The organism is uncultured Brachyspira sp. (assembly GCF_934747485.1).
In the GTDB taxonomy this organism is placed as follows: domain Bacteria; phylum Spirochaetota; class Brachyspiria; order Brachyspirales; family Brachyspiraceae; genus Brachyspira.
The window spans coordinates 1-20,029 of record NZ_CAKVGN010000053.1; the positions used below are offsets into that span (position 1 = coordinate 1).

Consider the following 20,029-nt stretch of genomic DNA (forward strand, 5'->3'; position numbering starts at 1 on the left):
TTGAAGTATATTCTTTCATAGGTATTCCTTTTGTTTTATTTTAGTTAATTAAATTATAAGGAATACCTGCTTTTTTAAACTAAAAATTGGGTCAAAAATCAAATAAAAATAAGGTTTACAAAAATAAAAATGAGGTTAAACCTTATTTATCGCTTATTTTAATCAAAAAAGAACATATTTTAGTAATTCCTACATAATTACAATTAAGCTGGTAAATACAGAGATGTATTTAAATAAAAAATTATTAGGAGAAAAAATATGTTAGTCAAAGAGTTCAAACAAGAATTAAACAAATTTGGAGATGAAACCCAAATCTTTATTCGTCTCAAAGATGAAAATGATACTATTATTTTATCAGATTTTTCTGAAATAATATCAAATGATGTATTGGGCTTTGGGGTTATAGTCCCTTTATTTAAAGTAAATGAGGAGGATTATAAAAATGGAAAATAAACAATTTGAACCTTCTTATTGGGTGATAATAAGAAATAATAAAAAGTATTTAGGCTGTCAAAATAATTGTAAGCATTTAGAAAAAGTTAATAATAAAATCCTATGCTCATATTTTGGAAAAGAAATAAAAGGAACAGAAGATAATTATAAACCTTGTAAAGAATGCTTGAATGAATTTTGTAGTGCTCGTTTTAATATTCAAGATTTAATAAGGAGTGAATAATGAGCTGTTTAAAAAAAACATATTATGATAAAGAACTCAAAACATTCGTTGTTGAAGAGTATACAGATTGGGGTATGAAAAAATATGACAACGATGGTAATTTAATTGCTTATGAGAAAATAGCTGATGATGATGATTTTGTAGATAGTGGAATTGATGAAGAAGCGGATGAGCCTGATGAGTTTTTCTATAAGCTTTATCCGTGTGAGAAAGAAAAATTAAAAGAAGGAGAAATGTAATGGGACAGCTAATAACTGAAGAAATGCTTGATAAACAAAGGCTTAATTTAAAAAAACAAGTCAGATATACAGCTCTAATAGAATATAAAGAAAAAATATTAAAGCAAATAGAAAAAGAAAAAATAAATGCCAGAAAATCATTAGATAGATTAAAAGATATTTTAGCAGATAATCCTACAAAAGCAAAAAGAACATCAGCAAATGCTAAATGCAGTACATTATGGGAGAATATAAGATATTTAGAACTTAAATTAGAAGTATTAGAAGAATTAATTAAAGAGGAATAAAAAATATAGGGGGGAGAAACAATGAGCTTATTAAAAGATATTTTCGGAAGAAAAAAACAAATAAAGTGTGCTGTATGCGGTGAGGCGATACAAAATGACTTTAAAACAGAATATTTAAAATTAAATGGATGTTTTGGTTTATATATGCTTCACTATGAATGCGATAAAAAAGTAAAAAATTTAGAAAAATCTATAAAAGGAGAATAATCTATATGAAAAATGAAAAAATAGGGGCTTTATGGCTTAATACTTCAAAAGCTGGTAATAAGTATTTACAAGGCACTATAGATACAGAACAAGGCAAAATGAAAATTATTATTTTTAAAAATAATAAGAAAAAAGAAGATAAGCATCCTGATTATGCTATTTTCAGAAGCGAGGATAATAATGGAAAATAAATTAACAGTACAAAATAATTACAGTTTATCAGATTTAGAGATAATGAGTAAAAAGGCGGCTCAAAGTAATTTTTTAGGCACAAGGAATGATAATGAAGTTTTTACTCTTTTAATGCTCGCTCAATCTGAAGGTAAAAATCCAATACAGGCAAGTATGGATTATTCAATAATACAAGGAAAACCTGCCTTAAAAAGTCAGGCTACTTTAGTACGATTTCAAAAAGCAGGCGGAAAAGTAACATACTTAAAAAGAGATGATACAGAATGCACAATAAAATTCGAGCATCCACAAGCTGGAGAGCTTACAGTCAGCTGGACTATGGAGACAGCACAAAAAGCAGGATTAAATCTTAATAAAGATAATTGGAAAAAATACCCTAGACAGATGTTAGCTGCCCGCTGTATAGCAGAAGGCATAAGAGCTTTATACCCTGCTTGCCTTGAAGGTCTTTATTTAGTAGAAGAAGTACAAGATTTTGATACACCTAATAAACAAAAACAAAATAATAATATAGTAGATATAGAGGCTTCAAGTATAGATAATTCTGTGTACGACATAGAAACAAATACTTACAGTAATGAAGATGTCTCCTATATAGAGAAAAATGATTGCTGGGTTACCAAAAATGGTAAATATACAAATGATATTACAGGCAATGCTTGTAAAGGTGATGAAATCTTATGTCTGTATAAAAATAAATATTTAGAAGCAATTATTATAGAAGATGAATATAAAAAAATAGGCGACAATATTATACATTATTTTCACTTAAAAGATATAAAAGGAAATTGCTTTAAAGCAAAAGTATCTGAAATATATCAAACTTTCACTTATTCAAAAGAATTTGATAAAAAAGATAGAAAAAAAAGACTAGAAGAAAAGTATACAAAAAGAAAAATAGCGGAAGGCAAAATATCTAAAACTAATGATACTTATAAAATAGGTAATAGTATAAAGTGCGATGCTATATCTGAAGATACCAACGAAGAAGCTATTGTCGGTTATAGTATAGTTCCAAATGGTAAAAATAAAGGTAAAAAATGGGAAGAGTTAGATATTACTTCTTTAGCAAATGCTGTTAAATATTATGCTTCACAAGGGGACAGAGAGCAGTATATAGAATATGTAGAAAAAGTATTGAATGAGAAATTAAGCATATGCCCTGTCGGAATATCTAAAGGCTGTAAATGGGAAGAATTAAGCACTGAAAAATTAGAGAGTTATTATAATGATTATAAAAGCGGAAAATTAATAGGTTATGCTGATGAATATGCTTCATACATAGAAAAGATATTAATTAAAAGACAGTCAAAACAATCTGAATTTAAAGGAGCTAATAATATACAAGTAAATGAAGATGAAGACCCTTTCAGCGATACTAGAGATGATGAATGGGATAAAGATATTAATGGAAATCCATTTGATGCAGAAGATAATAGAAGTTTGGATGAGTTAATTGCTGAACAAGAAAAGAATAATCTCAATCAAATAGACGATGATAAAAAGTTTAAATTAGAGAATTAATAGGAGTAATATGATGCTAAATCTTTTTAAGAAAAAAAATAAGTATGTATATGTAAACAATAAACTATTTTTTGATAAAAAAGCTTTTGAGGCAATATATTTGATGCCTCAATACAATCCAACTAAAAAAACAAAATTAATTATTCAATTAAATAATATAAATATTCCTATTCTATTTGATACCAGAAATGAAGCTAAAGAGGAAATGAATAGAATAATAAAAGAAATAGAGAGTTGATAGGTTTTCATAGTTTCTCCTAATAACTGGGGCGGAAAACTTTTACAGCTAAAAAAGGACTATAACGGCTAAGTTTGCGGATGGGATTTATAAGCCGTATAAGTCCAAACATATTACAAATATAAAGGGGTAAAACAATGTCAAATGATAAAAAAGAAAAATTACAAAATAAAGAGCCAAAACTTCAAAATCATACTGAAGTAGTAACAGATGATGTATTAAAAATAAAGTACAACGATGAAGTTATAGAAGTAAAAAATAAGAAGGCTTAAAAATGAGTGATAAAATACAAAAAAATTATTATGCTATTATTCCTGCGGATATCCGCTATGATAAAAGATTAAAACCTTTAGCAAGATTATTATATGTAGAAATAACAGCTTTATGTAATGAGAAAGGATACTGCTGGGCTTCTAATAGTTATTTTGCTGAGCTTTATGAAGTATCAGATATTACAATATCAAGATATATTTCAGAGTTAAAAGAGTATGGATATATAAAATGTGTATATGATAAAACTCAAGAAAATATAGATAAAAGAAAAATATATATAATACCGTCTTATCAAAACAATCAAGACGGTATTAACAGAAATGATAATACGGTATTAACAAAAATGTTAAGACCGTCTTATCAAAACGGTCAAGACGGTCTTAACAGAAATGATAAGCATAATAATACAGATAATAATACAGATAATAATACAGATAATAATACAGTGAGTGTGTGTGAGACGCACGCACACGAAAACAAAAACGAAGTAGATATACTGCTCAATAGCACTGAATTTCAAAGCTTTGAAGATTTTGAAAAAGTATATATCTTCTGGTTTACTAAACTCACTGGGAAACCTATCACTTTGCTTAATCAAACAGTCTCGGCACGAGGGGAAAACTTTGAAAAATTGGATTGGCTTAAAAAAAATTTTGAAGCTCGGAGGGTTCATGCTGGAATAGCTATATTTGAAACCCTTGAATATATAGCTCAAGATAAAACTTGTATAGACAATTATCTCTTTAGAGCTTCAAGTTATCTTGATGGAATTATTTCAAGGCTTGTAGATGCTAAATTAGCAGAAAGCGATCCAGTTTCAAATGAGGGTAAAGGGAAATATAGAAATCCAAGTTTTGATTATTTTAAGTATTAACATTTTTTAGGGGTAGAAAATGGGAAAAAATGGAATACCAGAACAACAAAAGTTTAATTATGGCAAACATAGAGAAAAGTATCAAAAAGAGATTTTTCAACTCATAGAAGATATAAAAAATATTCCAAATGACAAAAAGCCTGAAAACATTAATAATTATTTTGTGATTAAATTATATACGCTTTTAAAAAACTTTGGAATATATAAAGATTATGATATTTATAATACTATTGAATATTTCAAAAAAGAAGAAGCTATATTTTATCAAAAGTTAGAAGAATATTTGAGTGATATTAATAACAAAAGAAAAATATATAAATCTCTTTTTGTCATAAAAAATCAAATATTAAACATAAGAGATTTTTCAAGTAATGGATTTTATCAGGACTTTTTAGATGATTTGAAATCTGAAATGGGGTTAATGATTAAAACAAAATATAACAACTTTATTGAACCAAGCATTTACAGCTGTTCTGAAGATTTTTCAAGTATTGATTATAAACACTTTGATATGAAGTATGAAGATAATCAAGCTATAAACAAAAAGGTTTTAGCAGAATATAAGCAGCTTGTTATGGAGGCTGTTAATGGTTAGACAAACTTCTATAGACTGCTATAACAATTTAATTAAAGGCAAAAAAGAAAATACACAATTCAAAAAAATATTTAATTGTGTATCTGAACTTAAAGAAGCAACTAGAGGTGAGATAGCAGATAGGCTGAAAATGGAAAAAAGCACAGTATCAGCAAGAGTTAATAAAATGCTTCAGCTTGGTATTTTACAAGAGGTAGGCAAAAGAAAAGATAAAGTAAGCGGTATTAAAAATTATGTAGTTAGTGTTAATAAAGATGGTCAAGGAAGATTATTTTAATTATGACAACTTTAAGATATGAAAATGAATTTAACAAATATCTAAAATCAGGAAACTCAGATTATGCTAATGATATAGCTAATAAAATAAATTTAGATATTCAGAGTATAGATGATGATGTGGTTATACATCTTTCAAGTGAATATTATTTGTATTATATAAAAAAAGATAGATTAATAAAATCTTGTAAAGTTTACAGATTATGTGGAAACCCTATTTATGACTATGACATATTAAAAGAGAATGCTATCTATTTATGTTTGATAGATATTTATTATGAAATACAAGGGGTAGTATTCTAAAGCAAGAAATAATAAAAATATTTTATGGAGTTTAATGAATGCGTAATTTTATAAAAGAATATAATCAATGCTTTAATACAGAATGTAAAACTATATCTGGTATTTTATCAGATGTTTTTAATATGGGTATGACTTATGGACTTTTAAAAGCTGAAGAAGAAAGAGAAAGTGAGTCTACTTTTGATGGTGCTATTTGTTATTTGACAGATGAAAAATATCAAAGTCCAAGCATACCAACTCGTAAAAGACAACCCCATAGTAAAGAATGGTTTAGTAAAAGCCATAAAGAAGCAAATAGATATTGGAATGGTATTTTCAATTTTAAAGAACCTGAGCAATATGATTTATTTTAGGAGTGAAAAATTAGAAGAGCAGAAAATTGTAAAGAATATGACGGCTTCAAATGTGTATTTCACATTATTAGTATACATTTAATAAACAGCGTAAGGGGGGTGTGAACGGACATAGTTATTTTTTTATTTTGCCTCTTTGCTTGAGTGTGAAAAGTAAAGGGGGGAATGTGTCGGATAATCTTGTATAGGCAGGCGGTCTTGTCTTGAGCCTGCCTTACATAAAAACTTGATGTTTATAAAAATAAAGGGGTAAAAAATGGGAACAAGAGAAAAAATAGATAGAAAAAAAAGATTAAAAGAAATGTTAGGGTTTACAGATGAGGGCATGACTATATTTAATGATGCCTTGCATGAAGTAGCTACAAAAGAGAAGAAGAAAAAACAATTAAAAAAAGGTATTACTTATAAAGACTACAGCATGCGTATAGATGTATTGCTTAAAGAGAAATGTAAAAAAGAATTGTATAAGATGCTGCCTTATAATGAGTTGTTTTTTGAAGTTTACACAAGGTGTAATCAAATTACAGTCATAGAGTTTCAAATGAGAGATAAAAGCATGTTTATTAAGAAAAATGGAGAACTTAAAAGTGCTTATAATAATTCTCCTTTTGTAATTACAACAAAAGCTAAAGAAGTTATGTTTGATATTTTTCAAGACTTCAGAGAAGAAATATTAAGTCTGTTCTCTATGAGAATAGAAAAGGAGTACTAAAACATCATCTTTTGATGTATCAGTTTTTGGAGGAGTATAAGAAATGTGGATAAATATATTAAATATAGGTGATTTTGATATACAAGATGATAGATTATATCTATATAGCGGAGACAAATTCTCTCTTGCAAGTATAGAAATAAACCAAATAAAATCTATTGAAATGATTTTCAATTTGAGGCAAGTAGCTGTAAGTACTCAAGCGGGCGTATTATATCTTTATACAGATAATAAATTGGGTAAAAGAATAATAAAAGAAGTAAAAAAATATAAGGAGTGCTGAAAATGAAAATCAATAAATTAAAAGAAATATTATACAAACATTCTTCTGATTTAATTATTAAAGCACAGATTGATAATGAAGTGATATACAAGTTGGAATACAGTAAAATGATAGGAGGGGCTGGGCTTCAAATTATGGGAAATGATTACCCTTATGAGTGTAAACCTATAACAGTAAATGAATTATTAAACAACTTAAAAGAAGTTAGAGCTGGTAATAATATAATTTTATTTGAAGATGTTACAGATTGGTATGATGAAGATGTAACCTATGAAGATTATGATATAGAAGAAGTCGTACAGAAAGATGATAGTTTGATTTTAATAGGTGCTTATATAGGCACAAAAATATATTAAAGGAGCTTAAAATGAACTTATTACAAGACTATAGAAACATAGTAGATAAAATAAAAGAGCATATTAAAACAGAATTAGAAAAAAGATATGAAGATATAAGTTTTAATAATGATTTTTTATTGAACTTTAATATAAAAAATTATGTATTTGTTTTATTTTTAAGAGATGGATTTATCTCTATAGGTTATGAACATAAATTCTTTGAAACTTATGATAATAAAAAAGTAGAAACCTTTGATGAATTATTTAAGTATATAGATGATGTAATCAGTGAGGAGGCTTAAATAATGAAAATTATTATTGTTATAAGCATAGTTTCTTTCATTTTCTTTTTATTCTTTATAATTTTATGGGCTTGTATTAAATACTCTTATAGAAAAGAGATAGAAGATATTTTTGAATGGTTTGAAACTTTAGATTTTACATCTAAAAATGTAAATAATTTCTTTTTAACAATGAAATTATATAAAAAGATATTAAAAGAATATAATATAAATAGACCTACGAAAGTAGGTAAAAACATATTAAACAGTTTATATAAGTTATACTATTTATTAAAATCTTATGAAAAATCTAAACAGTTTATAAAAGATAATGATTTAATAAAGGCAACCGATTTTCAAAATGTAATAGATAATTGTATTAGTGAAACTATAGAAGTAATAGAAATGGATATATCTATAATCAAAAATAAATATTTAATACAAATAACAAATATGATTAAAAACTTTTATAAATAATAAAAGGTTGAAAAATGAAATTAGAAGACTTAAGAAATGAACTTGAAAACAAAATAAAAGATTTAATATTAAAAGTATTAAAAGACTTTAATATGTCTAATTATAAAATAGATATTTATATATATTCTGATGAATGTGAAATAATAATTAGAGAAGGTAAAAGATATATAGCTTGTATAAAATATATTGAAAATAATTCTCCTTCTTTAGATATATATATTTATAAAGATGTAAATGATTATATATTTAATGATATAGTAAATATCGGAAGCTTTAACGGAATACAAAAAGATTTTTATAGTGTTGAGTGGTTTATACAAAGATTAGATTGTGAACCTATAAAAATAATAAAAGAACTTTATTTTTATAGAAAACAGATAGAAACAGAATTAAAAAATATATTAGAGTAAGGAGCTTAAACCATGAGAAAACTAAAAATATATTTAAGCGGTGCTATTACTGGAAGAGAGAATTATAAAGAAGAGTTTGAGTATGCCAAAATAAGAATTAAAGACTTTGAAGCGAAAAACAATAAAAAAACTGATAAAGAGAAAATTAAATTAGATGTTATAGTGCCTTGTCATTATGACTATTTGAATAAAACAGGCAAATGGGAAGATTATCTAAAGAATGATATAAAAATGCTTGTAGATTGTGATTGTTTAATAGATATAGAAAATGGAAGTGAAAACAGCAAAGGGGCTATGCTTGAAAAAATGATTTGTATATCTTTAGGAATACCTGTTGTTTCTTTAAGCTCATTTTTAAAGGGTTATCCTATTTATAGATATACTACAACAAGATTTGATATTAGATAAAGGAGTAAATATGGCATCAGTAGATTTTGATAGTTTGCTTAAAAATATAGAAATAGAATATAGAGACCCTCAGCCTCTAAAAGAAAGCGATGTTCAAGCTTTAGTATTCAAATATCTTGAAAATAGAGATTTAGATAGTCATCCTTCACTAAGCGGAATTAAAGCTAAAAGTTGGGGACAAATAAGGTTTATAAAAAGTCAAGGCATAAGGAAAGGGCATCCAGATTTAATGATAGAAGAGACAGCAGGGAAATATCAAATACTTTATTTGGAGCTTAAAAAAGTTGGAGGTAAATTAAGCGATGACCAAAAAGAGTGGTTAAAAAGACATATAGCTAAAGGACATGCTTGTAGTGTTTCTTATGGATATTATGATGCTATATATAAAATAGAAAAATATTTACAGGGTGAGCCTGTAATATGGGAGGAATAATGAGAATAAAAGGTAAAAGAAACGCATTAGCTAAAATGTTATTAAAATATAGAATAGACAATGATTTGAAATGTGAAGATATGGCAAAAATGCTTGGTATGACAAAACAACAGTATAATCGCTATGAACATTCAAACGCATTGCCGCTTTTATATAATATTAAAAAGTTAGCAAATGTAATAAAAGTAGAAGAAAAAGAGTTGTATAAAATCTTGATGAAAACAGATAAAAAGGCTATTCAAACAAGATGTATGAGTGTATTAGGTAATAGAAATATTAATGATGATGATTTACTTACAATAGTTATGATATTACAAAAATATTATAAACCTAAAGCAAGAAAAATAATTAAGGAGTAAATAAAAATGCCTAAATCAATATTAGTTATATTTTGTTTTGTTTGTCTATGGTGTTTCTTTTGGATAGCTGTTTATTATCAAGATATAAAGAATATCTATAAAGCACAGCAGGAATATGAAAGAGATATAAGAGAATTAGAATATAAAAACAATGAACTTAAAAAACAAATAGAGTATTTAAAAAATCCTTATATTGGGTTTGGAGCTTTACAATGAATAATAATAATCAAAGTAAAGTAGTAAAAGATACGGATAATATGCTTGAAGTTTTGACATTTTTTAATGATACAATAGAAACTGCTGAAGAACATTTTGTTATTTATAGAAGCAATATAGAAATTGGAGGAAATGATGAATAAAAAAGAGCAAATAAAAGAATGGTTTGAGAAAAACTTCGAGTATAATATAAAAAATATAAATCTTACAAAAGAAATGTATATTTTTGAAGATGATAATGTATATTTTTGAAGATGATAATGATAAAAAAAATAGATTATGTGTAGATTATTTCTGTTTATTAAAAATAATAAATAAAATACAAAATAATCAGAAATTTGATGTTTTTATTCATAATTTAATAAATCGTATAGGCTGTAATTTGCAAGTATATTTTAGAGAGGGAAATTTCTTTTATATTTTAGAAAATACATTGATAAAAAAGAATAGTGATTACGGCAGTAGTTTTGATAAAAGCGTAAATAAGTTCGGTTGGGTATATGTAGCCATAGAATTAGACAAAAAGAAAAATAGACTGCATAGTTTATTAAAGAATAAAGAAAAGCCTAACTATGAGAGCATAGCAGACACATTGTTAGACATCGCAGGCTACTCGGTTTTAAGTTTAATATATTTAGAGAATAAGGAGCTAAACAATGATATTAATAAAAACTAAAGATGATTTATATAATTTTAATAACTTGATAGATATTTGTATTATCGATAATCAAATAAATATAATAAATATGGCAAGTAAAATTGATATATTATATGAGAATGAAAATAAAGAAGTAGTACAAAGAGTTTATAACATCATACAAAAACAAATAATAGACTTAAATACTAAAGAAGTAGGTGATTATATAGATGTAGATGCTATAGTAAAAGAAATAGAGGAGAATTATATAAGTATAGACAGAATATTTTATAATTAAAGGCGGAGTATGTATAATATAGATGATATAAAGAACACTGTAATACACGGCGACAGCGAGGCGGAGCTAAAAAAGATACCTGATGAAAGTATAGACTGCGTGATAATAGACCCTCCTTATAATTTGCTTAAGCATAAATTAGACAGGGCTTTTAACAGAGAATTGATATATAAAGAGCTTTACAGAGTGCTGAAGAATAATAGCTTTTTAGTGGTATTCGGAAGCGGTTTACAATTATGTAAAGATATAGTAATGCTTAATAAAATAGGTTTTAATGTAAAAGAAGAGTGTATTTGGGCGAAAAATAGTACAACTAATTTTATGTCTAATTTGCCGAGAAGACACGAAAGTTTTTATATATTATCAAAAGGAAATAAACCTATAAATAAATGCTATATTGATTATTTTGAGAATTGTGTAAACGAGAAAAAAATAGAAAAATTATTTAATACTTATAAAAGAATACAATCAGGTTTAAAAAATAAAGAGGAGCTTGAAGCTATAAAAAAATATATAGAAGATGGAATTATTGAATATAATGGCAGTGCTCGTAAAAACGGTATTATTGCAAACAGTTCTGTAAAACATACTTATAGAAGTGTAGATTGTATAAGACTGTTGATAAGAGGATTTGTAGAAAATACTTGTATGTTTATTAACAAAAACTCAATAGATAAAGAACACGAAACACAGAAACCTATTGAATTAATGAGCAGGATAATAAAATTAGTTAGCAATGAAGATGATATAATACTTGACTGTTTCGCAGGCTCTGGCAGTACGCTTTTAGGAGCTATTAAAAACAATAGAAATTATATAGGCATTGAAATAGACAAAGAGTATTACGATATATGCTGTGATAGGATAAAAGAAAAGCAAGGGTTATTCGCAGGAGTTTAAATAATGAAGTGCCAGCCTCATGGTTTTACTTTAGAAAATAGCTGTAGTAAGTTCGGTTATGCTTTTTATGTAAAAGGAAAAAAGAACTTTAATATTTTTCTTACAGAATATAAAGACCATATAGAATATGAAAAAAATCTTAATAGATATATTCAGTATAAAGATAACTATGTAATTTATAATAATGATATAGTTATTAATCATGGTTTAGGAATTATATATAAAATGATACCTTATTTTAAAAAAGGTAAAAAAACTCATAAAGACAATAAATATTATTATATATATTTTTATAATACTCTTTTAGTAAAATTAGAATGGGAAAAACTGCAGGATATTTGGAATAAAAGAATAGAAAACGGGAAAGAAAAAAGTTTTGGATATTTAAGATTTGCTTTAGGAGGATTTGGTAAATATATAGACTATGCTTTAGAAAACTATTGTTATTTTGTATTAGGGATAACACCGAAGGAGCTTAAAAATGACTGATAAACAGAAACCGCAATATTACTGCTTTGAATGTAAATTTGCTAAATCGGCATATGGTGCTTTGATTTGTAAGGTATACAGAGGAGCAACTAAAACAACGCATAAGGCTTGCGTAGATTTTGAACTGAAAAAAGATTTTATTAGAAGAAAAAAAACAAAAAACGGCGAAACTGAAAAGGTTAAATAATTAGAGTTTATACAATGAATAAAGTATTTGAATTAAACAAAGAAAGCTTAAAAGAACTGTCATCTTTTATTCAATCTTTAGAAAATAAAGAGAAATATATTATTGAAGTGCATAGAAAGCATAGAAGCTACGAGCAGTTAAAATATTACTTCGGAGCTATACTTCCTGCTATTCTTTATTTTATAAGAGATGAGATAAAAATTAATTCTACAGATGATTTACATATATATCTTAAAGAGTTTTACGCTTTTGAAACGAAGCAGGAATATTTTAAGAAAACTGTAATCAACGGAAAAACAAGATATATAAATACATTCAGCATAGATTTTGAAAAATGCTCTCAAAATGATATTAATCTTTATTTATCTTTTATAGAAAACAATTTGAATAAGCTCATAACTATTGACTGCGGTAATTTTGAAGATTTAATTAATGAGTTTAGTAATTATTCTTCAGTAAATACTATTAATATAATAAGATAATAAGGCAGTAAATAAGGAGTGAATAATGAATATAAAATTAATTGAAGATAGTATAATAAAATTAGATAATTTACAACACACATATAAAGAGATTATTTTAGCTATAAAAAATAAAGATAAAATAAAAGATATAGAAAATAAAATTAATAATGGTATTAATTCTTATAAAGAATTGAGGGCTGAGTGTAAAGTTATTAGATGTTATGGTTTAAAACAAATAAAAAGTCATATTAATGCTATAGATAAGTTAACGCTCGGTTGTAGAGAAAACACAGTTATGTTTATTAACAAAAACTCAATAGATAAAGAACACGGCACACAAAAACCGCTTGAATTAATGAGTAGAATAGTAAAATTAGTTAGTAATGAAAATGATATAATACTTGATTGTTTCGCAGGCTCTGGCAGTACACTTTTAGGAGCTATTAAAAACAATAGAAATTATATAGGTATTGAAATAGACAGAGAGTATTACAATATATGTTGTAATAGGATAAAAGAAAAGCAAGGTTTATTTGCAGGAGTTTAAAAATTATGGAAGATAAATTAAAGCAAGCAATAAAAGCATTAGATACTAATAATTTAATCACATCTATATCAATAAAAGATGTAGGAAGATATATTGATATAAAAACTAATTTATTTGAATGTTATGCTACTTATGATGATATAGTATATTTCCCTGCTGAGTTTAGGTTACATTCTGAGAAAGATATAGAAAGGAATAATATAAAAAGAATGAGAGATACACTTGACTTTATAGAAAATAATTCTGACAAAATAAATGAAATACTAAGGGTAACTTTACTACATAGGGAAATTAATATAAGGAGTGAAAATGATTTGGTATGAGAAACTTAAAACTTTTGATTTTAATCATGTAAAAAATATAGCTAAAAAATATGGTAAAAATAAAATAATAGCAGAAAAATTAGGGCTAACTAATAGACAGTTTAGATTATTGAAATATGAAAATAAAACCATAATTCATAAAGAGTATAGAGAATTAGCAGTAAAGTTTGCTATAGCTATAGAAGAAGGCATATTAGAATATAAAAAAAATAACCTAAAAAAGAATTTAATACAACCTTATTAATTATTATTAGGATTGTTTAGGGTATTGTTCTTTTATATTTGCTCTTGTTGTTTGTATGCTTTTAAGTGCTCCAATTTGAGTTTCATTCAATAACCCTTGAGAAGCTAAACTATTAAGCACATCATCTAAAAGCTCGGCTCTCGCTCCGTCAAGGTTTTGACTATATTGACTTTGTCTTTGCTGTATTATATATTCGTTGTACTCTTCTGCTGTAATTAAGCCTTCACTATATTTCTCTTCAATACTCTTTTCTGTAATATATTTTTTGCCGTTATATTCTATTATCTTTTTATTATCATCAAGATTTTCTAAACCTCTTTCAATTAAAACTATATAATCAGCTTCATCATTTTTATTAAGCTCTCTAATTATACCATTGTCTATTATTTCATTATCTTTAAGCACAATTATTTTTTCTTTTACTTGCTCTTCTAAACTCCTTACAGAACCATCTTCATTATAAGCTCTTATATCAGTCTGACTTAAATCATTACTATTATGCTCCTTTATAACTTCATTATCTTTTAACTTAAAATCATTAATATTCTGACCTTCAACAAAATAACATTTATAAGTATTTTTATCATATACAGCAAATATCATCTTTAAACTCCTATTACATCACTTACTTTTTTACCATTAATTGTAAGTAGTTTGTATATTCTTATTAATCTATTTTTCGTTCTAATTTCTTGTGAAGTTGGCATTACTCTGCTAATATCATATCCTAAACTTGGAGCTGGCGGCGGATTTCTAATCTCAAAAATACCGTTATAATTGCTATTTTGATTTATCAACGCTCTATATAAAAAACTACCGCTATTTATCATATAATCAGCAACTACATTATTTATAGCATTTGTTACTACATTAATAACACCTTTTAATGGTCTAATAGAATCCTCTTGAATACCATTAACCCTATCTGCATTAGCTAAATTACCCTCTGTTCTAAAATATACACTTTCTGTATTAAACATTATCTGCCAAGTTGTAGTAACATTATACATCTTTTTAAACCAAACAGACGGCTCTTCATTAGGATTAAAATTACCTTCAGCATCTGGATATTGTATATAATATGGAGATAGCATATACCTTAAAGCTAAACTTTCCCCAAGTTCTTGAACATTAGTTACATTTTTATAAATAGGATCAAGTGAATAGTTTTTATCTGGTGTAAGATTTAAAGTAAATACATCATCATAATTTATTTGGCTTCCATCTTGATATGCTATAACCAGACTATATATATTATTTTCTATTAATTTAATTAAGAACTTCACTGCTTTATCATTGCTTGAAGTTATACCTGTTGTATTTGTGAAAGTTTCATCATCTGGAGATAAATTAAAATAATTACTCATATCTAAATCAGAATAGAAATTTAAAACATTTGTAGTATTAGTATATCCATTGTAAGTACCTTGATATGCTACAGAAGAGTTTATCTGATTTAATTGTATCTGACCTATAGTCAAGTCATTATTTATATAAAATATATTAACATCTGTATTTCTTAATACTCTATTTTTTATATTTAATGTAATAGTAGAAGAAGTAGTTTCTAATGTTTCAGAACTTTTAATTTTTAAATAAAAATTTGAATTATCTATAGAATCAGTATAAAAACCAAACTCAAAATTATTGTTTTTATTTTGTATATTTATTTCATTTTCTAAAGCTTCAAATAAACTTAGAGATTCTGAAGATATATTTTCAATGTTAAAAAATTGAGATAATATAGAACTCAAAGCATAAATATAATAACTATCTGTTATATTATTAATACTTTTTATTTGAATATTTATTTCATTAGCATTTGTAATATTAAAGTTTTCTAATATCCCATTTAACAAATAACTTCCATCTTCCTGTTTCAAAATACTAGCATTAAAATCTGTTGTTCCATCTGTAAGAACTAAATTATAAGTTGGTATTTCTACATTAAACTTAGGGAAACTATAACCTGATATATATTCTAAATTAGTATTTGAATTATCATAAGAAACAGATTTAGCATCTGTAGCTACATCTCCTTGTACATTAATAACATTGTCCTCAGTTATCTCTACATTAGTTCCTGCTATGAGTTTATCTTGTTTTGTAGAAAGTCTTGATTGTAATTGCTCTTCTAAATATTCATTATTTACTGCTGTAGTGTTTTTTATATTAGAAGGCATATTTATCTTACTTGCCCCTTCTTCATCTCTAATCATAACTGTATTAGGAGTTGCTTCTACATCATAATTTTGTGTAAGTTTATCCCAATCTGTATTTAATGTCCCTCCTTCATAAATATCTATTCCATTTACTGTAGTTATACTTGCTCCAGTTATTGGAGGATTATTATTTAATACTTGAGGATTATTTGAATTTCTTCTAAACTGCCAAATACTATAATTTTCACTATCTTTTATAACAAGTGAAGCAATATTTCCTTCATTATAATCAGCTTCTTTGTTATATAATCCTACTGTAAACTGCAAATACTGAATAGCTTCAGATAATATATTATAAAATCCATTTAAAACATTACTATTTATATTAGATTTAAAAGCTATACCATTGTTTATTGCTGAACTATCAGGGATTAATATATTACTTGTATCTCCTGCTATATTGTTATTTAAAATATTGTTTTTCAATTTTGCCATATTTACACCTCATCAATTAAATTAAGTTCCATATTAAAGCCTATAGGCATATTCAAAATATTTCTGTAAGTGTTATAAATTATTCTAAAATCCTGTGAGTTTTTATTTATAGGTAAATAAACCTTGAAATATTTTAATCTAGTTGTATCTATTTCAATTCTTACTTCTGTAATATTAATTTCACAAAAATTAGCAAGCATAGCAGCTAAATTAGGTATGGACCAATGTGTATATTTTAAGTTGTATACAAAAGTAAATATTTTTTTTAATAAAGAAACAGGGACTAATTCAGCAGTGCCTTCTTTATCATATTCATATAAGCTGTCATATTTAAGTCCGCTGTCATAAAAAGTTCTATCTACTAAATAATGCGGACGAAGCATATTATAAATACTTCTTAAATAGTATTCTAAATAATCTGTCTGTGCTTGATTTATAGAAAACTCTTTAGCATATTCTCCTAGTTCTATTTGTTTTGTTTCTTTATTATACTTAAAAAATAAATCATTATAATTTTCTTGAATATAATCTCTAAAAAAAGCAAAATAATTAACTATAGCATCAGAGCGTTTATATTGCTGCCAAACATGTATATCACTTAATTTTTCAATCATACACTCGCTCCTGTTAGAGTACATTCCAAATCTAATAATGTATAAGCGGTGTCAAATGCCGTTTCTAATTGCCTTTCTCCATTTAATGATGCAGGTGCTCTATTTATATTAAGTGTATAATTTATTCCTGTTATAATATCTCTTGAATATGAATTATCTTTAAAACATTGATAAATTAAATCATCAAAACTATATCCTGTGGGACTATATCCAATTTTTAAATTATTAATATAATTCTCATAATAAGGACGAAGAAGTAAAGTAAATGCCTCACTTGGAATATTAATAAATCCGCTTTGAACTGTAAGCGAAATACTAATACTTAATTGATTAATTTTAGGTCTTGTATAAGTAATTAGAAAATCAACACTATTAAAAGTAACATTTATATTAACTGTTCTATTTGTTTCATCACCTGAAGGATTAGAAACAAAAATATTAGGATAAAGTACATTAAAAATAGCTAATGCTACACTGTAATCATCGCCTCCGCCTACTACAACCTCAATAACTGCTTTTTTTACTCCATCTTCTAATATTTGTGATTCTTTATAAGTACAAAGTCTGTCAACTGTTCCTTCTACTTCTTTCAAAGCATTATCTAAAGTTGCTACAGTTCCGCTTCTATTTGCCTGTGCTCTAGTTTGAAAACGTGCTCTAAACTCTGAAATAGTTTCGGCTGGTGTACTTTCAACAGCATCATTAAGATTAGTACAGCTAGTAACATTCAATACTTGATTAAACAAAACAGTTAAAGTATTAGCAGGGGTTGGAGTGTCATAATAATCAGCTCCTTCGCAGTAAATACTCACTTGACCGATCGCATTTATTATATCGCTTTTAGTTGTAACGAACTTCTTTGAACCGTCCGCATTTCCTATTTCAAGTCCTTCAGGAATAACTACTCCAGCAAGTCCATAGAAAGTTATAGTGGTATTTGGAAGAGCTTTATCTTTCATTTTAAGACCAAAAGCCTCTCCAAGCTCTTTAACTATAAAATCATTAGCATAGCTAGGAGATATACTATTCATAACATTTGAAAGCATATCTTGTATTTCATTTTCAATAATAACACTTTCATCTATTAAATTATTTTGTATACCACTAGGTAAATTAGTAAAGCCTTCTGCTTCTTCTATAGCTTTATTTAAAAGCCTTTCACGTATGACAGTAGGACTATCTTTAATTACTCCTGTATTGCCAATTTGCATGCTAACTATGCTCCTATTAAAGCAGTATAATTAAGTGTTTCATTATTACTGCTATTTTTTAATTTCATGTTTATATCTATTTTCATTACTTTTGCTTTTCTATCTTCTTCTGCGTTTCCTATATTTATATCAAAATAATTATTAAAATCTCTTGCTATATTTTCAACTTCTACTTCAAGTAAAGAAGAACCGTTTATAATATTCAAAAAATCAAGCCCATTATTAGCATTAAAAGACTGTTCTCCTTTTATAGTTTGAAGTCTAGTAATAAAATCAATAGTTCTAGTTTCAATATCTCCATTTGCCTCATGCCAATTACCATCTATGTCTAAAAGCCAAGCACTCATATTCAAGCTCCTTTTACTTTAGTTTGTCCTGCTGCTTGAATTGTAACAGTTACAGGTATTGTAGTAGTTGCTCCAGTGTTTGGGTCTGTAACAGTGCATTGAACAGGAGTATTTGTTTTATCGCCTTCCAAAATTACTAAAATATTATCTGCTTTTACCTTTTTTGCTGTGCTTATAATTGTGCCTGTGCTTGGTGCTGTTTGTGTAAAACTTCCTTGAGTAGCTCCTTCAACCTGAACTTTAAGCGGTGTTTTGTATACTCCTTTTCCTTCTGCTTTTACTTTTGTAGATGGAGCATCTATTATAGTTGCTTTAGCTGTAGCATTATCTGTTGTTAATGTACAATCTTCAACTGTCATATATTTCACTGAAGCACCTCAAAATTATTATTTATCTTTACACTTGAACTGCCCATTTCAAATACATTTCCATTTTTATCTTCTATCTTTGTGCCATTGCTTGAAAATGTTATATTGTTTTCATTTTTATCTGTAATACTTATTCCATCAGCATTAAGAAGAATATTATTTTTATTTATGTCTGTAATGTTTATGCCGTTTTCATCTATTAAAATATTATTGCCTTCATCATCACTTGAGGCATTATTTTTTATTTCTATTTTGTCATCATTTATAGTTATTGAAGTTTTTCCATCTAGTGAATATATTTCAAATGATTTTCCCTCTTTATCTTGAATAAAATCAATATTATCTGGGGCAAGAGGCAAAAACAAATAACCTTGACCGTTTGAGTTTTCAGGCATATTTTTTGGAGGTGTATTATAATCTTTTATATAGCTTTTTACTGGATAATTTGAAGTTATTAAAAGACCTAAATCGCCTTGCTTAATAGGATAACTAAAATAAATAGGGCGTATAATAGGTACATTATCTATATATCCTATTGTGTTGTTATTTTCAAGCATTCTTGAAACTTTTACTTTATTTCCTTTCACTTCCTCTACTTTACAAACCTGCGATTTTGGAAGTCTTTTTAATGCGTTGTTTATTTGTTTAGCAATATTATTATTTATACTTTGATATGTGTCTATTTTATTAAACATATTTTATTTCCTTATTTTTTTAGGGGCTGTCCTAGATAACTGAAATTTGTTAAAATTTAAGTATGAAACGCAGTAAATTAAGTAAAGATAAACA

Annotated in this window: 41 protein-coding genes; 34 read left to right on the forward strand and 7 right to left on the reverse strand. The window is 26.4% G+C overall.

What is annotated here, in order from left to right:
* Positions 1-258: 258 nt before the first annotated feature.
* The 34 genes from Q0H31_RS09640 (at position 259) to Q0H31_RS09805 (ending at position 14,043) form a co-directional block, all read left to right on the forward strand.
* Positions 259-453: a hypothetical protein gene (locus Q0H31_RS09640; protein ID WP_295297669.1), complete on the forward strand. Its 195-nt coding sequence runs from the start codon at positions 259-261 to the stop codon at positions 451-453.
* Positions 443-676: a hypothetical protein gene (locus Q0H31_RS09645; protein ID WP_295297671.1), complete on the forward strand. Its 234-nt coding sequence runs from the start codon at positions 443-445 to the stop codon at positions 674-676. Before Q0H31_RS09640 ends, Q0H31_RS09645 begins: the two co-directional genes overlap by 11 nt.
* Positions 676-915 (forward strand): hypothetical protein, encoded by a 240-nt coding sequence (locus Q0H31_RS09650; RefSeq protein ID WP_295297673.1) that lies wholly within the window; start codon positions 676-678, stop codon positions 913-915. Before Q0H31_RS09645 ends, Q0H31_RS09650 begins: the two co-directional genes overlap by 1 nt.
* Entirely contained in the window at positions 915-1,202 is a 288-nt protein-coding gene (locus Q0H31_RS09655; RefSeq protein WP_295297675.1) for a hypothetical protein, read from the forward strand. Before Q0H31_RS09650 ends, Q0H31_RS09655 begins: the two co-directional genes overlap by 1 nt.
* A gap of 21 nt (positions 1,203-1,223) precedes the next feature.
* The gene (locus Q0H31_RS09660; RefSeq protein WP_295297677.1) at positions 1,224-1,409 is read left to right on the forward strand and encodes a hypothetical protein; all 186 of its coding nucleotides are present in this window, start codon (positions 1,224-1,226) and stop codon (positions 1,407-1,409) included.
* Positions 1,410-1,414: 5 nt separating this feature from the next.
* Complete coding sequence (locus Q0H31_RS09665) at positions 1,415-1,600, forward strand: hypothetical protein (protein ID WP_295297679.1); 186 nt, start codon at positions 1,415-1,417, stop codon at positions 1,598-1,600.
* Positions 1,590-3,125, forward strand: a complete 1,536-nt coding sequence (locus tag Q0H31_RS09670; RefSeq protein WP_295297681.1) for a hypothetical protein — start codon at positions 1,590-1,592, stop codon at positions 3,123-3,125. The genes Q0H31_RS09665 and Q0H31_RS09670 overlap by 11 nt, the downstream gene beginning before the upstream one ends.
* Positions 3,126-3,135: 10 nt before the next feature.
* Complete coding sequence (locus Q0H31_RS09675) at positions 3,136-3,363, forward strand: hypothetical protein (protein WP_288550750.1); 228 nt, start codon at positions 3,136-3,138, stop codon at positions 3,361-3,363.
* A gap of 137 nt (positions 3,364-3,500) precedes the next feature.
* Entirely contained in the window at positions 3,501-3,635 is a 135-nt protein-coding gene (locus tag Q0H31_RS09680) for a hypothetical protein (protein ID WP_295297684.1), read from the forward strand.
* Positions 3,636-3,637: 2 nt separating this feature from the next.
* Complete coding sequence (locus Q0H31_RS09685) at positions 3,638-4,510, forward strand: helix-turn-helix domain-containing protein (RefSeq protein ID WP_295297685.1); 873 nt, start codon at positions 3,638-3,640, stop codon at positions 4,508-4,510.
* A gap of 19 nt (positions 4,511-4,529) precedes the next feature.
* Complete coding sequence (locus tag Q0H31_RS09690; protein ID WP_295297686.1) at positions 4,530-5,105, forward strand: hypothetical protein; 576 nt, start codon at positions 4,530-4,532, stop codon at positions 5,103-5,105.
* Positions 5,098-5,382 (forward strand): helix-turn-helix domain-containing protein, encoded by a 285-nt coding sequence (locus Q0H31_RS09695; protein WP_295297687.1) that lies wholly within the window; start codon positions 5,098-5,100, stop codon positions 5,380-5,382. Before Q0H31_RS09690 ends, Q0H31_RS09695 begins: the two co-directional genes overlap by 8 nt.
* A gap of 2 nt (positions 5,383-5,384) precedes the next feature.
* Positions 5,385-5,684, forward strand: a complete 300-nt coding sequence (locus tag Q0H31_RS09700; protein WP_295297689.1) for a hypothetical protein — start codon at positions 5,385-5,387, stop codon at positions 5,682-5,684.
* 38 nt (positions 5,685-5,722) lie between these two features.
* On the forward strand, positions 5,723-6,037 hold the full coding sequence (locus Q0H31_RS09705) for a hypothetical protein (protein WP_295297691.1): 315 nt from the start codon (positions 5,723-5,725) through the stop codon (positions 6,035-6,037).
* A 256-nt stretch (positions 6,038-6,293) separates the two neighbouring features.
* Positions 6,294-6,749, forward strand: coding sequence for a hypothetical protein (locus Q0H31_RS09710; RefSeq protein ID WP_295297693.1), 456 nt, complete (start codon positions 6,294-6,296; stop codon positions 6,747-6,749).
* A 43-nt stretch (positions 6,750-6,792) separates the two neighbouring features.
* Positions 6,793-7,032 (forward strand): hypothetical protein, encoded by a 240-nt coding sequence (locus Q0H31_RS09715; protein ID WP_295297694.1) that lies wholly within the window; start codon positions 6,793-6,795, stop codon positions 7,030-7,032.
* 2 nt (positions 7,033-7,034) lie between these two features.
* On the forward strand, positions 7,035-7,388 hold the full coding sequence (locus tag Q0H31_RS09720) for a hypothetical protein (RefSeq protein WP_295297696.1): 354 nt from the start codon (positions 7,035-7,037) through the stop codon (positions 7,386-7,388).
* A gap of 11 nt (positions 7,389-7,399) precedes the next feature.
* Positions 7,400-7,672, forward strand: a complete 273-nt coding sequence (locus Q0H31_RS09725) for a hypothetical protein (RefSeq protein ID WP_295297698.1) — start codon at positions 7,400-7,402, stop codon at positions 7,670-7,672.
* Between the two features lie 3 nt (positions 7,673-7,675).
* Complete coding sequence (locus tag Q0H31_RS09730) at positions 7,676-8,128, forward strand: hypothetical protein (protein WP_014935163.1); 453 nt, start codon at positions 7,676-7,678, stop codon at positions 8,126-8,128.
* Positions 8,129-8,142: 14 nt separating this feature from the next.
* Positions 8,143-8,538: a hypothetical protein gene (locus Q0H31_RS09735; RefSeq protein ID WP_295297701.1), complete on the forward strand. Its 396-nt coding sequence runs from the start codon at positions 8,143-8,145 to the stop codon at positions 8,536-8,538.
* 12 nt (positions 8,539-8,550) lie between these two features.
* The gene (locus tag Q0H31_RS09740; protein WP_288685683.1) at positions 8,551-8,946 is read left to right on the forward strand and encodes a DUF4406 domain-containing protein; all 396 of its coding nucleotides are present in this window, start codon (positions 8,551-8,553) and stop codon (positions 8,944-8,946) included.
* A 10-nt stretch (positions 8,947-8,956) separates the two neighbouring features.
* Positions 8,957-9,379, forward strand: coding sequence for a VRR-NUC domain-containing protein (locus tag Q0H31_RS09745; RefSeq protein ID WP_295297704.1), 423 nt, complete (start codon positions 8,957-8,959; stop codon positions 9,377-9,379).
* Positions 9,379-9,738, forward strand: a complete 360-nt coding sequence (locus Q0H31_RS09750; protein ID WP_295297706.1) for a helix-turn-helix transcriptional regulator — start codon at positions 9,379-9,381, stop codon at positions 9,736-9,738. Before Q0H31_RS09745 ends, Q0H31_RS09750 begins: the two co-directional genes overlap by 1 nt.
* A 6-nt stretch (positions 9,739-9,744) precedes the next feature.
* A complete protein-coding gene (locus Q0H31_RS09755; RefSeq protein ID WP_295297708.1) occupies positions 9,745-9,954 on the forward strand; it encodes a hypothetical protein in 210 nt (69 codons plus the stop codon).
* Entirely contained in the window at positions 9,951-10,097 is a 147-nt protein-coding gene (locus Q0H31_RS09760) for a hypothetical protein (protein WP_295297711.1), read from the forward strand. Before Q0H31_RS09755 ends, Q0H31_RS09760 begins: the two co-directional genes overlap by 4 nt.
* Positions 10,098-10,192: 95 nt before the next feature.
* A complete protein-coding gene (locus Q0H31_RS09765; protein ID WP_295297712.1) occupies positions 10,193-10,630 on the forward strand; it encodes a nucleotide modification associated domain-containing protein in 438 nt (145 codons plus the stop codon).
* Positions 10,611-10,889 (forward strand): hypothetical protein, encoded by a 279-nt coding sequence (locus Q0H31_RS09770; RefSeq protein ID WP_295297714.1) that lies wholly within the window; start codon positions 10,611-10,613, stop codon positions 10,887-10,889. Before Q0H31_RS09765 ends, Q0H31_RS09770 begins: the two co-directional genes overlap by 20 nt.
* Positions 10,890-10,898: 9 nt before the next feature.
* A complete protein-coding gene (locus Q0H31_RS09775; RefSeq protein ID WP_295297716.1) occupies positions 10,899-11,789 on the forward strand; it encodes a site-specific DNA-methyltransferase in 891 nt (296 codons plus the stop codon).
* A gap of 3 nt (positions 11,790-11,792) precedes the next feature.
* On the forward strand, positions 11,793-12,278 hold the full coding sequence (locus tag Q0H31_RS09780) for a hypothetical protein (RefSeq protein WP_295297718.1): 486 nt from the start codon (positions 11,793-11,795) through the stop codon (positions 12,276-12,278).
* A complete protein-coding gene (locus Q0H31_RS09785; protein WP_295297720.1) occupies positions 12,271-12,465 on the forward strand; it encodes a hypothetical protein in 195 nt (64 codons plus the stop codon). Before Q0H31_RS09780 ends, Q0H31_RS09785 begins: the two co-directional genes overlap by 8 nt.
* Before the next feature lie 14 nt (positions 12,466-12,479).
* Positions 12,480-12,947, forward strand: a complete 468-nt coding sequence (locus Q0H31_RS09790) for a hypothetical protein (protein ID WP_295297722.1) — start codon at positions 12,480-12,482, stop codon at positions 12,945-12,947.
* Between the two features lie 25 nt (positions 12,948-12,972).
* Positions 12,973-13,476, forward strand: coding sequence for a site-specific DNA-methyltransferase (locus Q0H31_RS09795; protein WP_295297724.1), 504 nt, complete (start codon positions 12,973-12,975; stop codon positions 13,474-13,476).
* 5 nt (positions 13,477-13,481) lie between these two features.
* Positions 13,482-13,799, forward strand: coding sequence for a hypothetical protein (locus tag Q0H31_RS09800; protein WP_295297726.1), 318 nt, complete (start codon positions 13,482-13,484; stop codon positions 13,797-13,799).
* The gene (locus Q0H31_RS09805; protein WP_295297728.1) at positions 13,786-14,043 is read left to right on the forward strand and encodes a hypothetical protein; all 258 of its coding nucleotides are present in this window, start codon (positions 13,786-13,788) and stop codon (positions 14,041-14,043) included. The genes Q0H31_RS09800 and Q0H31_RS09805 overlap by 14 nt, the downstream gene beginning before the upstream one ends.
* Positions 14,044-14,049: 6 nt before the next feature.
* Here the strand turns inward: Q0H31_RS09805 and Q0H31_RS09810 are convergent, their stop codons facing one another.
* The 7 genes from Q0H31_RS09810 to Q0H31_RS09840 are packed head-to-tail and all read right to left on the reverse strand — an operon-like array spanning position 14,050 to position 19,935.
* On the reverse strand, positions 14,050-14,646 hold the full coding sequence (locus Q0H31_RS09810; RefSeq protein ID WP_295297730.1) for a phage tail protein: 597 nt from the start codon (positions 14,644-14,646) through the stop codon (positions 14,050-14,052).
* Between the two features lie 2 nt (positions 14,647-14,648).
* Positions 14,649-16,700: a hypothetical protein gene (locus tag Q0H31_RS09815; protein ID WP_295297732.1), complete on the reverse strand. Its 2,052-nt coding sequence runs from the start codon at positions 16,698-16,700 to the stop codon at positions 14,649-14,651.
* Positions 16,701-16,702: 2 nt separating this feature from the next.
* Complete coding sequence (locus tag Q0H31_RS09820; RefSeq protein ID WP_295297734.1) at positions 16,703-17,314, reverse strand: hypothetical protein; 612 nt, start codon at positions 17,312-17,314, stop codon at positions 16,703-16,705.
* Positions 17,311-18,525 (reverse strand): baseplate J/gp47 family protein, encoded by a 1,215-nt coding sequence (locus Q0H31_RS09825; RefSeq protein WP_295297735.1) that lies wholly within the window; start codon positions 18,523-18,525, stop codon positions 17,311-17,313. Before Q0H31_RS09825 ends, Q0H31_RS09820 begins: the two co-directional genes overlap by 4 nt.
* A 5-nt stretch (positions 18,526-18,530) precedes the next feature.
* Positions 18,531-18,872, reverse strand: a complete 342-nt coding sequence (locus Q0H31_RS09830; protein WP_295297736.1) for a hypothetical protein — start codon at positions 18,870-18,872, stop codon at positions 18,531-18,533.
* 2 nt (positions 18,873-18,874) lie between these two features.
* Positions 18,875-19,231: a hypothetical protein gene (locus Q0H31_RS09835; RefSeq protein WP_295297738.1), complete on the reverse strand. Its 357-nt coding sequence runs from the start codon at positions 19,229-19,231 to the stop codon at positions 18,875-18,877.
* A gap of 5 nt (positions 19,232-19,236) precedes the next feature.
* Positions 19,237-19,935, reverse strand: coding sequence for a hypothetical protein (locus Q0H31_RS09840; RefSeq protein ID WP_295297740.1), 699 nt, complete (start codon positions 19,933-19,935; stop codon positions 19,237-19,239).
* Between the last annotated feature and the right edge of the window lie 94 nt (positions 19,936-20,029).

Bases quoted from the DNA above. Each gene is read 5' to 3' on its own strand.
- Q0H31_RS09690 (WP_295297686.1), top strand. From the start codon at position 4,530: ATGGGAAAAAATGGAATACCAGAACAACAAAAGTTTAATTATGGCAAA.
- Q0H31_RS09740 (WP_288685683.1), top strand. From the start codon at position 8,551: ATGAGAAAACTAAAAATATATTTAAGCGGTGCTATTACTGGAAGAGAG.
- Q0H31_RS09745 (WP_295297704.1), top strand. From the start codon at position 8,957: ATGGCATCAGTAGATTTTGATAGTTTGCTTAAAAATATAGAAATAGAA.
- Q0H31_RS09710 (WP_295297693.1), top strand. From the start codon at position 6,294: ATGGGAACAAGAGAAAAAATAGATAGAAAAAAAAGATTAAAAGAAATG.
- Q0H31_RS09730 (WP_014935163.1), top strand. From the start codon at position 7,676: ATGAAAATTATTATTGTTATAAGCATAGTTTCTTTCATTTTCTTTTTA.
- Q0H31_RS09785 (WP_295297720.1), top strand. From the start codon at position 12,271: ATGACTGATAAACAGAAACCGCAATATTACTGCTTTGAATGTAAATTT.
- Q0H31_RS09755 (WP_295297708.1), top strand. From the start codon at position 9,745: ATGCCTAAATCAATATTAGTTATATTTTGTTTTGTTTGTCTATGGTGT.
- Q0H31_RS09760 (WP_295297711.1), top strand. From the start codon at position 9,951: ATGAATAATAATAATCAAAGTAAAGTAGTAAAAGATACGGATAATATG.
- Q0H31_RS09830 (WP_295297736.1), bottom strand. From the start codon at position 18,872: ATGAGTGCTTGGCTTTTAGACATAGATGGTAATTGGCATGAGGCAAAT.
- Q0H31_RS09825 (WP_295297735.1), bottom strand. From the start codon at position 18,525: ATGCAAATTGGCAATACAGGAGTAATTAAAGATAGTCCTACTGTCATA.
- Q0H31_RS09715 (WP_295297694.1), top strand. From the start codon at position 6,793: ATGTGGATAAATATATTAAATATAGGTGATTTTGATATACAAGATGAT.
- Q0H31_RS09670 (WP_295297681.1), top strand. From the start codon at position 1,590: ATGGAAAATAAATTAACAGTACAAAATAATTACAGTTTATCAGATTTA.
- Q0H31_RS09770 (WP_295297714.1), top strand. From the start codon at position 10,611: ATGATATTAATAAAAACTAAAGATGATTTATATAATTTTAATAACTTG.
- Q0H31_RS09680 (WP_295297684.1), top strand. From the start codon at position 3,501: ATGTCAAATGATAAAAAAGAAAAATTACAAAATAAAGAGCCAAAACTT.
- Q0H31_RS09695 (WP_295297687.1), top strand. From the start codon at position 5,098: ATGGTTAGACAAACTTCTATAGACTGCTATAACAATTTAATTAAAGGC.
- Q0H31_RS09685 (WP_295297685.1), top strand. From the start codon at position 3,638: ATGAGTGATAAAATACAAAAAAATTATTATGCTATTATTCCTGCGGAT.
- Q0H31_RS09820 (WP_295297734.1), bottom strand. From the start codon at position 17,314: ATGATTGAAAAATTAAGTGATATACATGTTTGGCAGCAATATAAACGC.
- Q0H31_RS09660 (WP_295297677.1), top strand. From the start codon at position 1,224: ATGAGCTTATTAAAAGATATTTTCGGAAGAAAAAAACAAATAAAGTGT.
- Q0H31_RS09810 (WP_295297730.1), bottom strand. From the start codon at position 14,646: ATGATATTTGCTGTATATGATAAAAATACTTATAAATGTTATTTTGTT.
- Q0H31_RS09780 (WP_295297718.1), top strand. From the start codon at position 11,793: ATGAAGTGCCAGCCTCATGGTTTTACTTTAGAAAATAGCTGTAGTAAG.
- Q0H31_RS09725 (WP_295297698.1), top strand. From the start codon at position 7,400: ATGAACTTATTACAAGACTATAGAAACATAGTAGATAAAATAAAAGAG.
- Q0H31_RS09790 (WP_295297722.1), top strand. From the start codon at position 12,480: ATGAATAAAGTATTTGAATTAAACAAAGAAAGCTTAAAAGAACTGTCA.
- Q0H31_RS09795 (WP_295297724.1), top strand. From the start codon at position 12,973: ATGAATATAAAATTAATTGAAGATAGTATAATAAAATTAGATAATTTA.
- Q0H31_RS09835 (WP_295297738.1), bottom strand. From the start codon at position 19,231: ATGACAGTTGAAGATTGTACATTAACAACAGATAATGCTACAGCTAAA.
- Q0H31_RS09750 (WP_295297706.1), top strand. From the start codon at position 9,379: ATGAGAATAAAAGGTAAAAGAAACGCATTAGCTAAAATGTTATTAAAA.
- Q0H31_RS09650 (WP_295297673.1), top strand. From the start codon at position 676: ATGAGCTGTTTAAAAAAAACATATTATGATAAAGAACTCAAAACATTC.
- Q0H31_RS09675 (WP_288550750.1), top strand. From the start codon at position 3,136: ATGATGCTAAATCTTTTTAAGAAAAAAAATAAGTATGTATATGTAAAC.
- Q0H31_RS09800 (WP_295297726.1), top strand. From the start codon at position 13,482: ATGGAAGATAAATTAAAGCAAGCAATAAAAGCATTAGATACTAATAAT.
- Q0H31_RS09840 (WP_295297740.1), bottom strand. From the start codon at position 19,935: ATGTTTAATAAAATAGACACATATCAAAGTATAAATAATAATATTGCT.
- Q0H31_RS09815 (WP_295297732.1), bottom strand. From the start codon at position 16,700: ATGGCAAAATTGAAAAACAATATTTTAAATAACAATATAGCAGGAGAT.
- Q0H31_RS09645 (WP_295297671.1), top strand. From the start codon at position 443: ATGGAAAATAAACAATTTGAACCTTCTTATTGGGTGATAATAAGAAAT.
- Q0H31_RS09665 (WP_295297679.1), top strand. From the start codon at position 1,415: ATGAAAAATGAAAAAATAGGGGCTTTATGGCTTAATACTTCAAAAGCT.
- Q0H31_RS09765 (WP_295297712.1), top strand. From the start codon at position 10,193: ATGTATATTTTTGAAGATGATAATGATAAAAAAAATAGATTATGTGTA.
- Q0H31_RS09775 (WP_295297716.1), top strand. From the start codon at position 10,899: ATGTATAATATAGATGATATAAAGAACACTGTAATACACGGCGACAGC.
- Q0H31_RS09720 (WP_295297696.1), top strand. From the start codon at position 7,035: ATGAAAATCAATAAATTAAAAGAAATATTATACAAACATTCTTCTGAT.
- Q0H31_RS09640 (WP_295297669.1), top strand. From the start codon at position 259: ATGTTAGTCAAAGAGTTCAAACAAGAATTAAACAAATTTGGAGATGAA.
- Q0H31_RS09705 (WP_295297691.1), top strand. From the start codon at position 5,723: ATGCGTAATTTTATAAAAGAATATAATCAATGCTTTAATACAGAATGT.
- Q0H31_RS09805 (WP_295297728.1), top strand. From the start codon at position 13,786: ATGATTTGGTATGAGAAACTTAAAACTTTTGATTTTAATCATGTAAAA.
- Q0H31_RS09735 (WP_295297701.1), top strand. From the start codon at position 8,143: ATGAAATTAGAAGACTTAAGAAATGAACTTGAAAACAAAATAAAAGAT.
- Q0H31_RS09700 (WP_295297689.1), top strand. From the start codon at position 5,385: ATGACAACTTTAAGATATGAAAATGAATTTAACAAATATCTAAAATCA.
- Q0H31_RS09655 (WP_295297675.1), top strand. From the start codon at position 915: ATGGGACAGCTAATAACTGAAGAAATGCTTGATAAACAAAGGCTTAAT.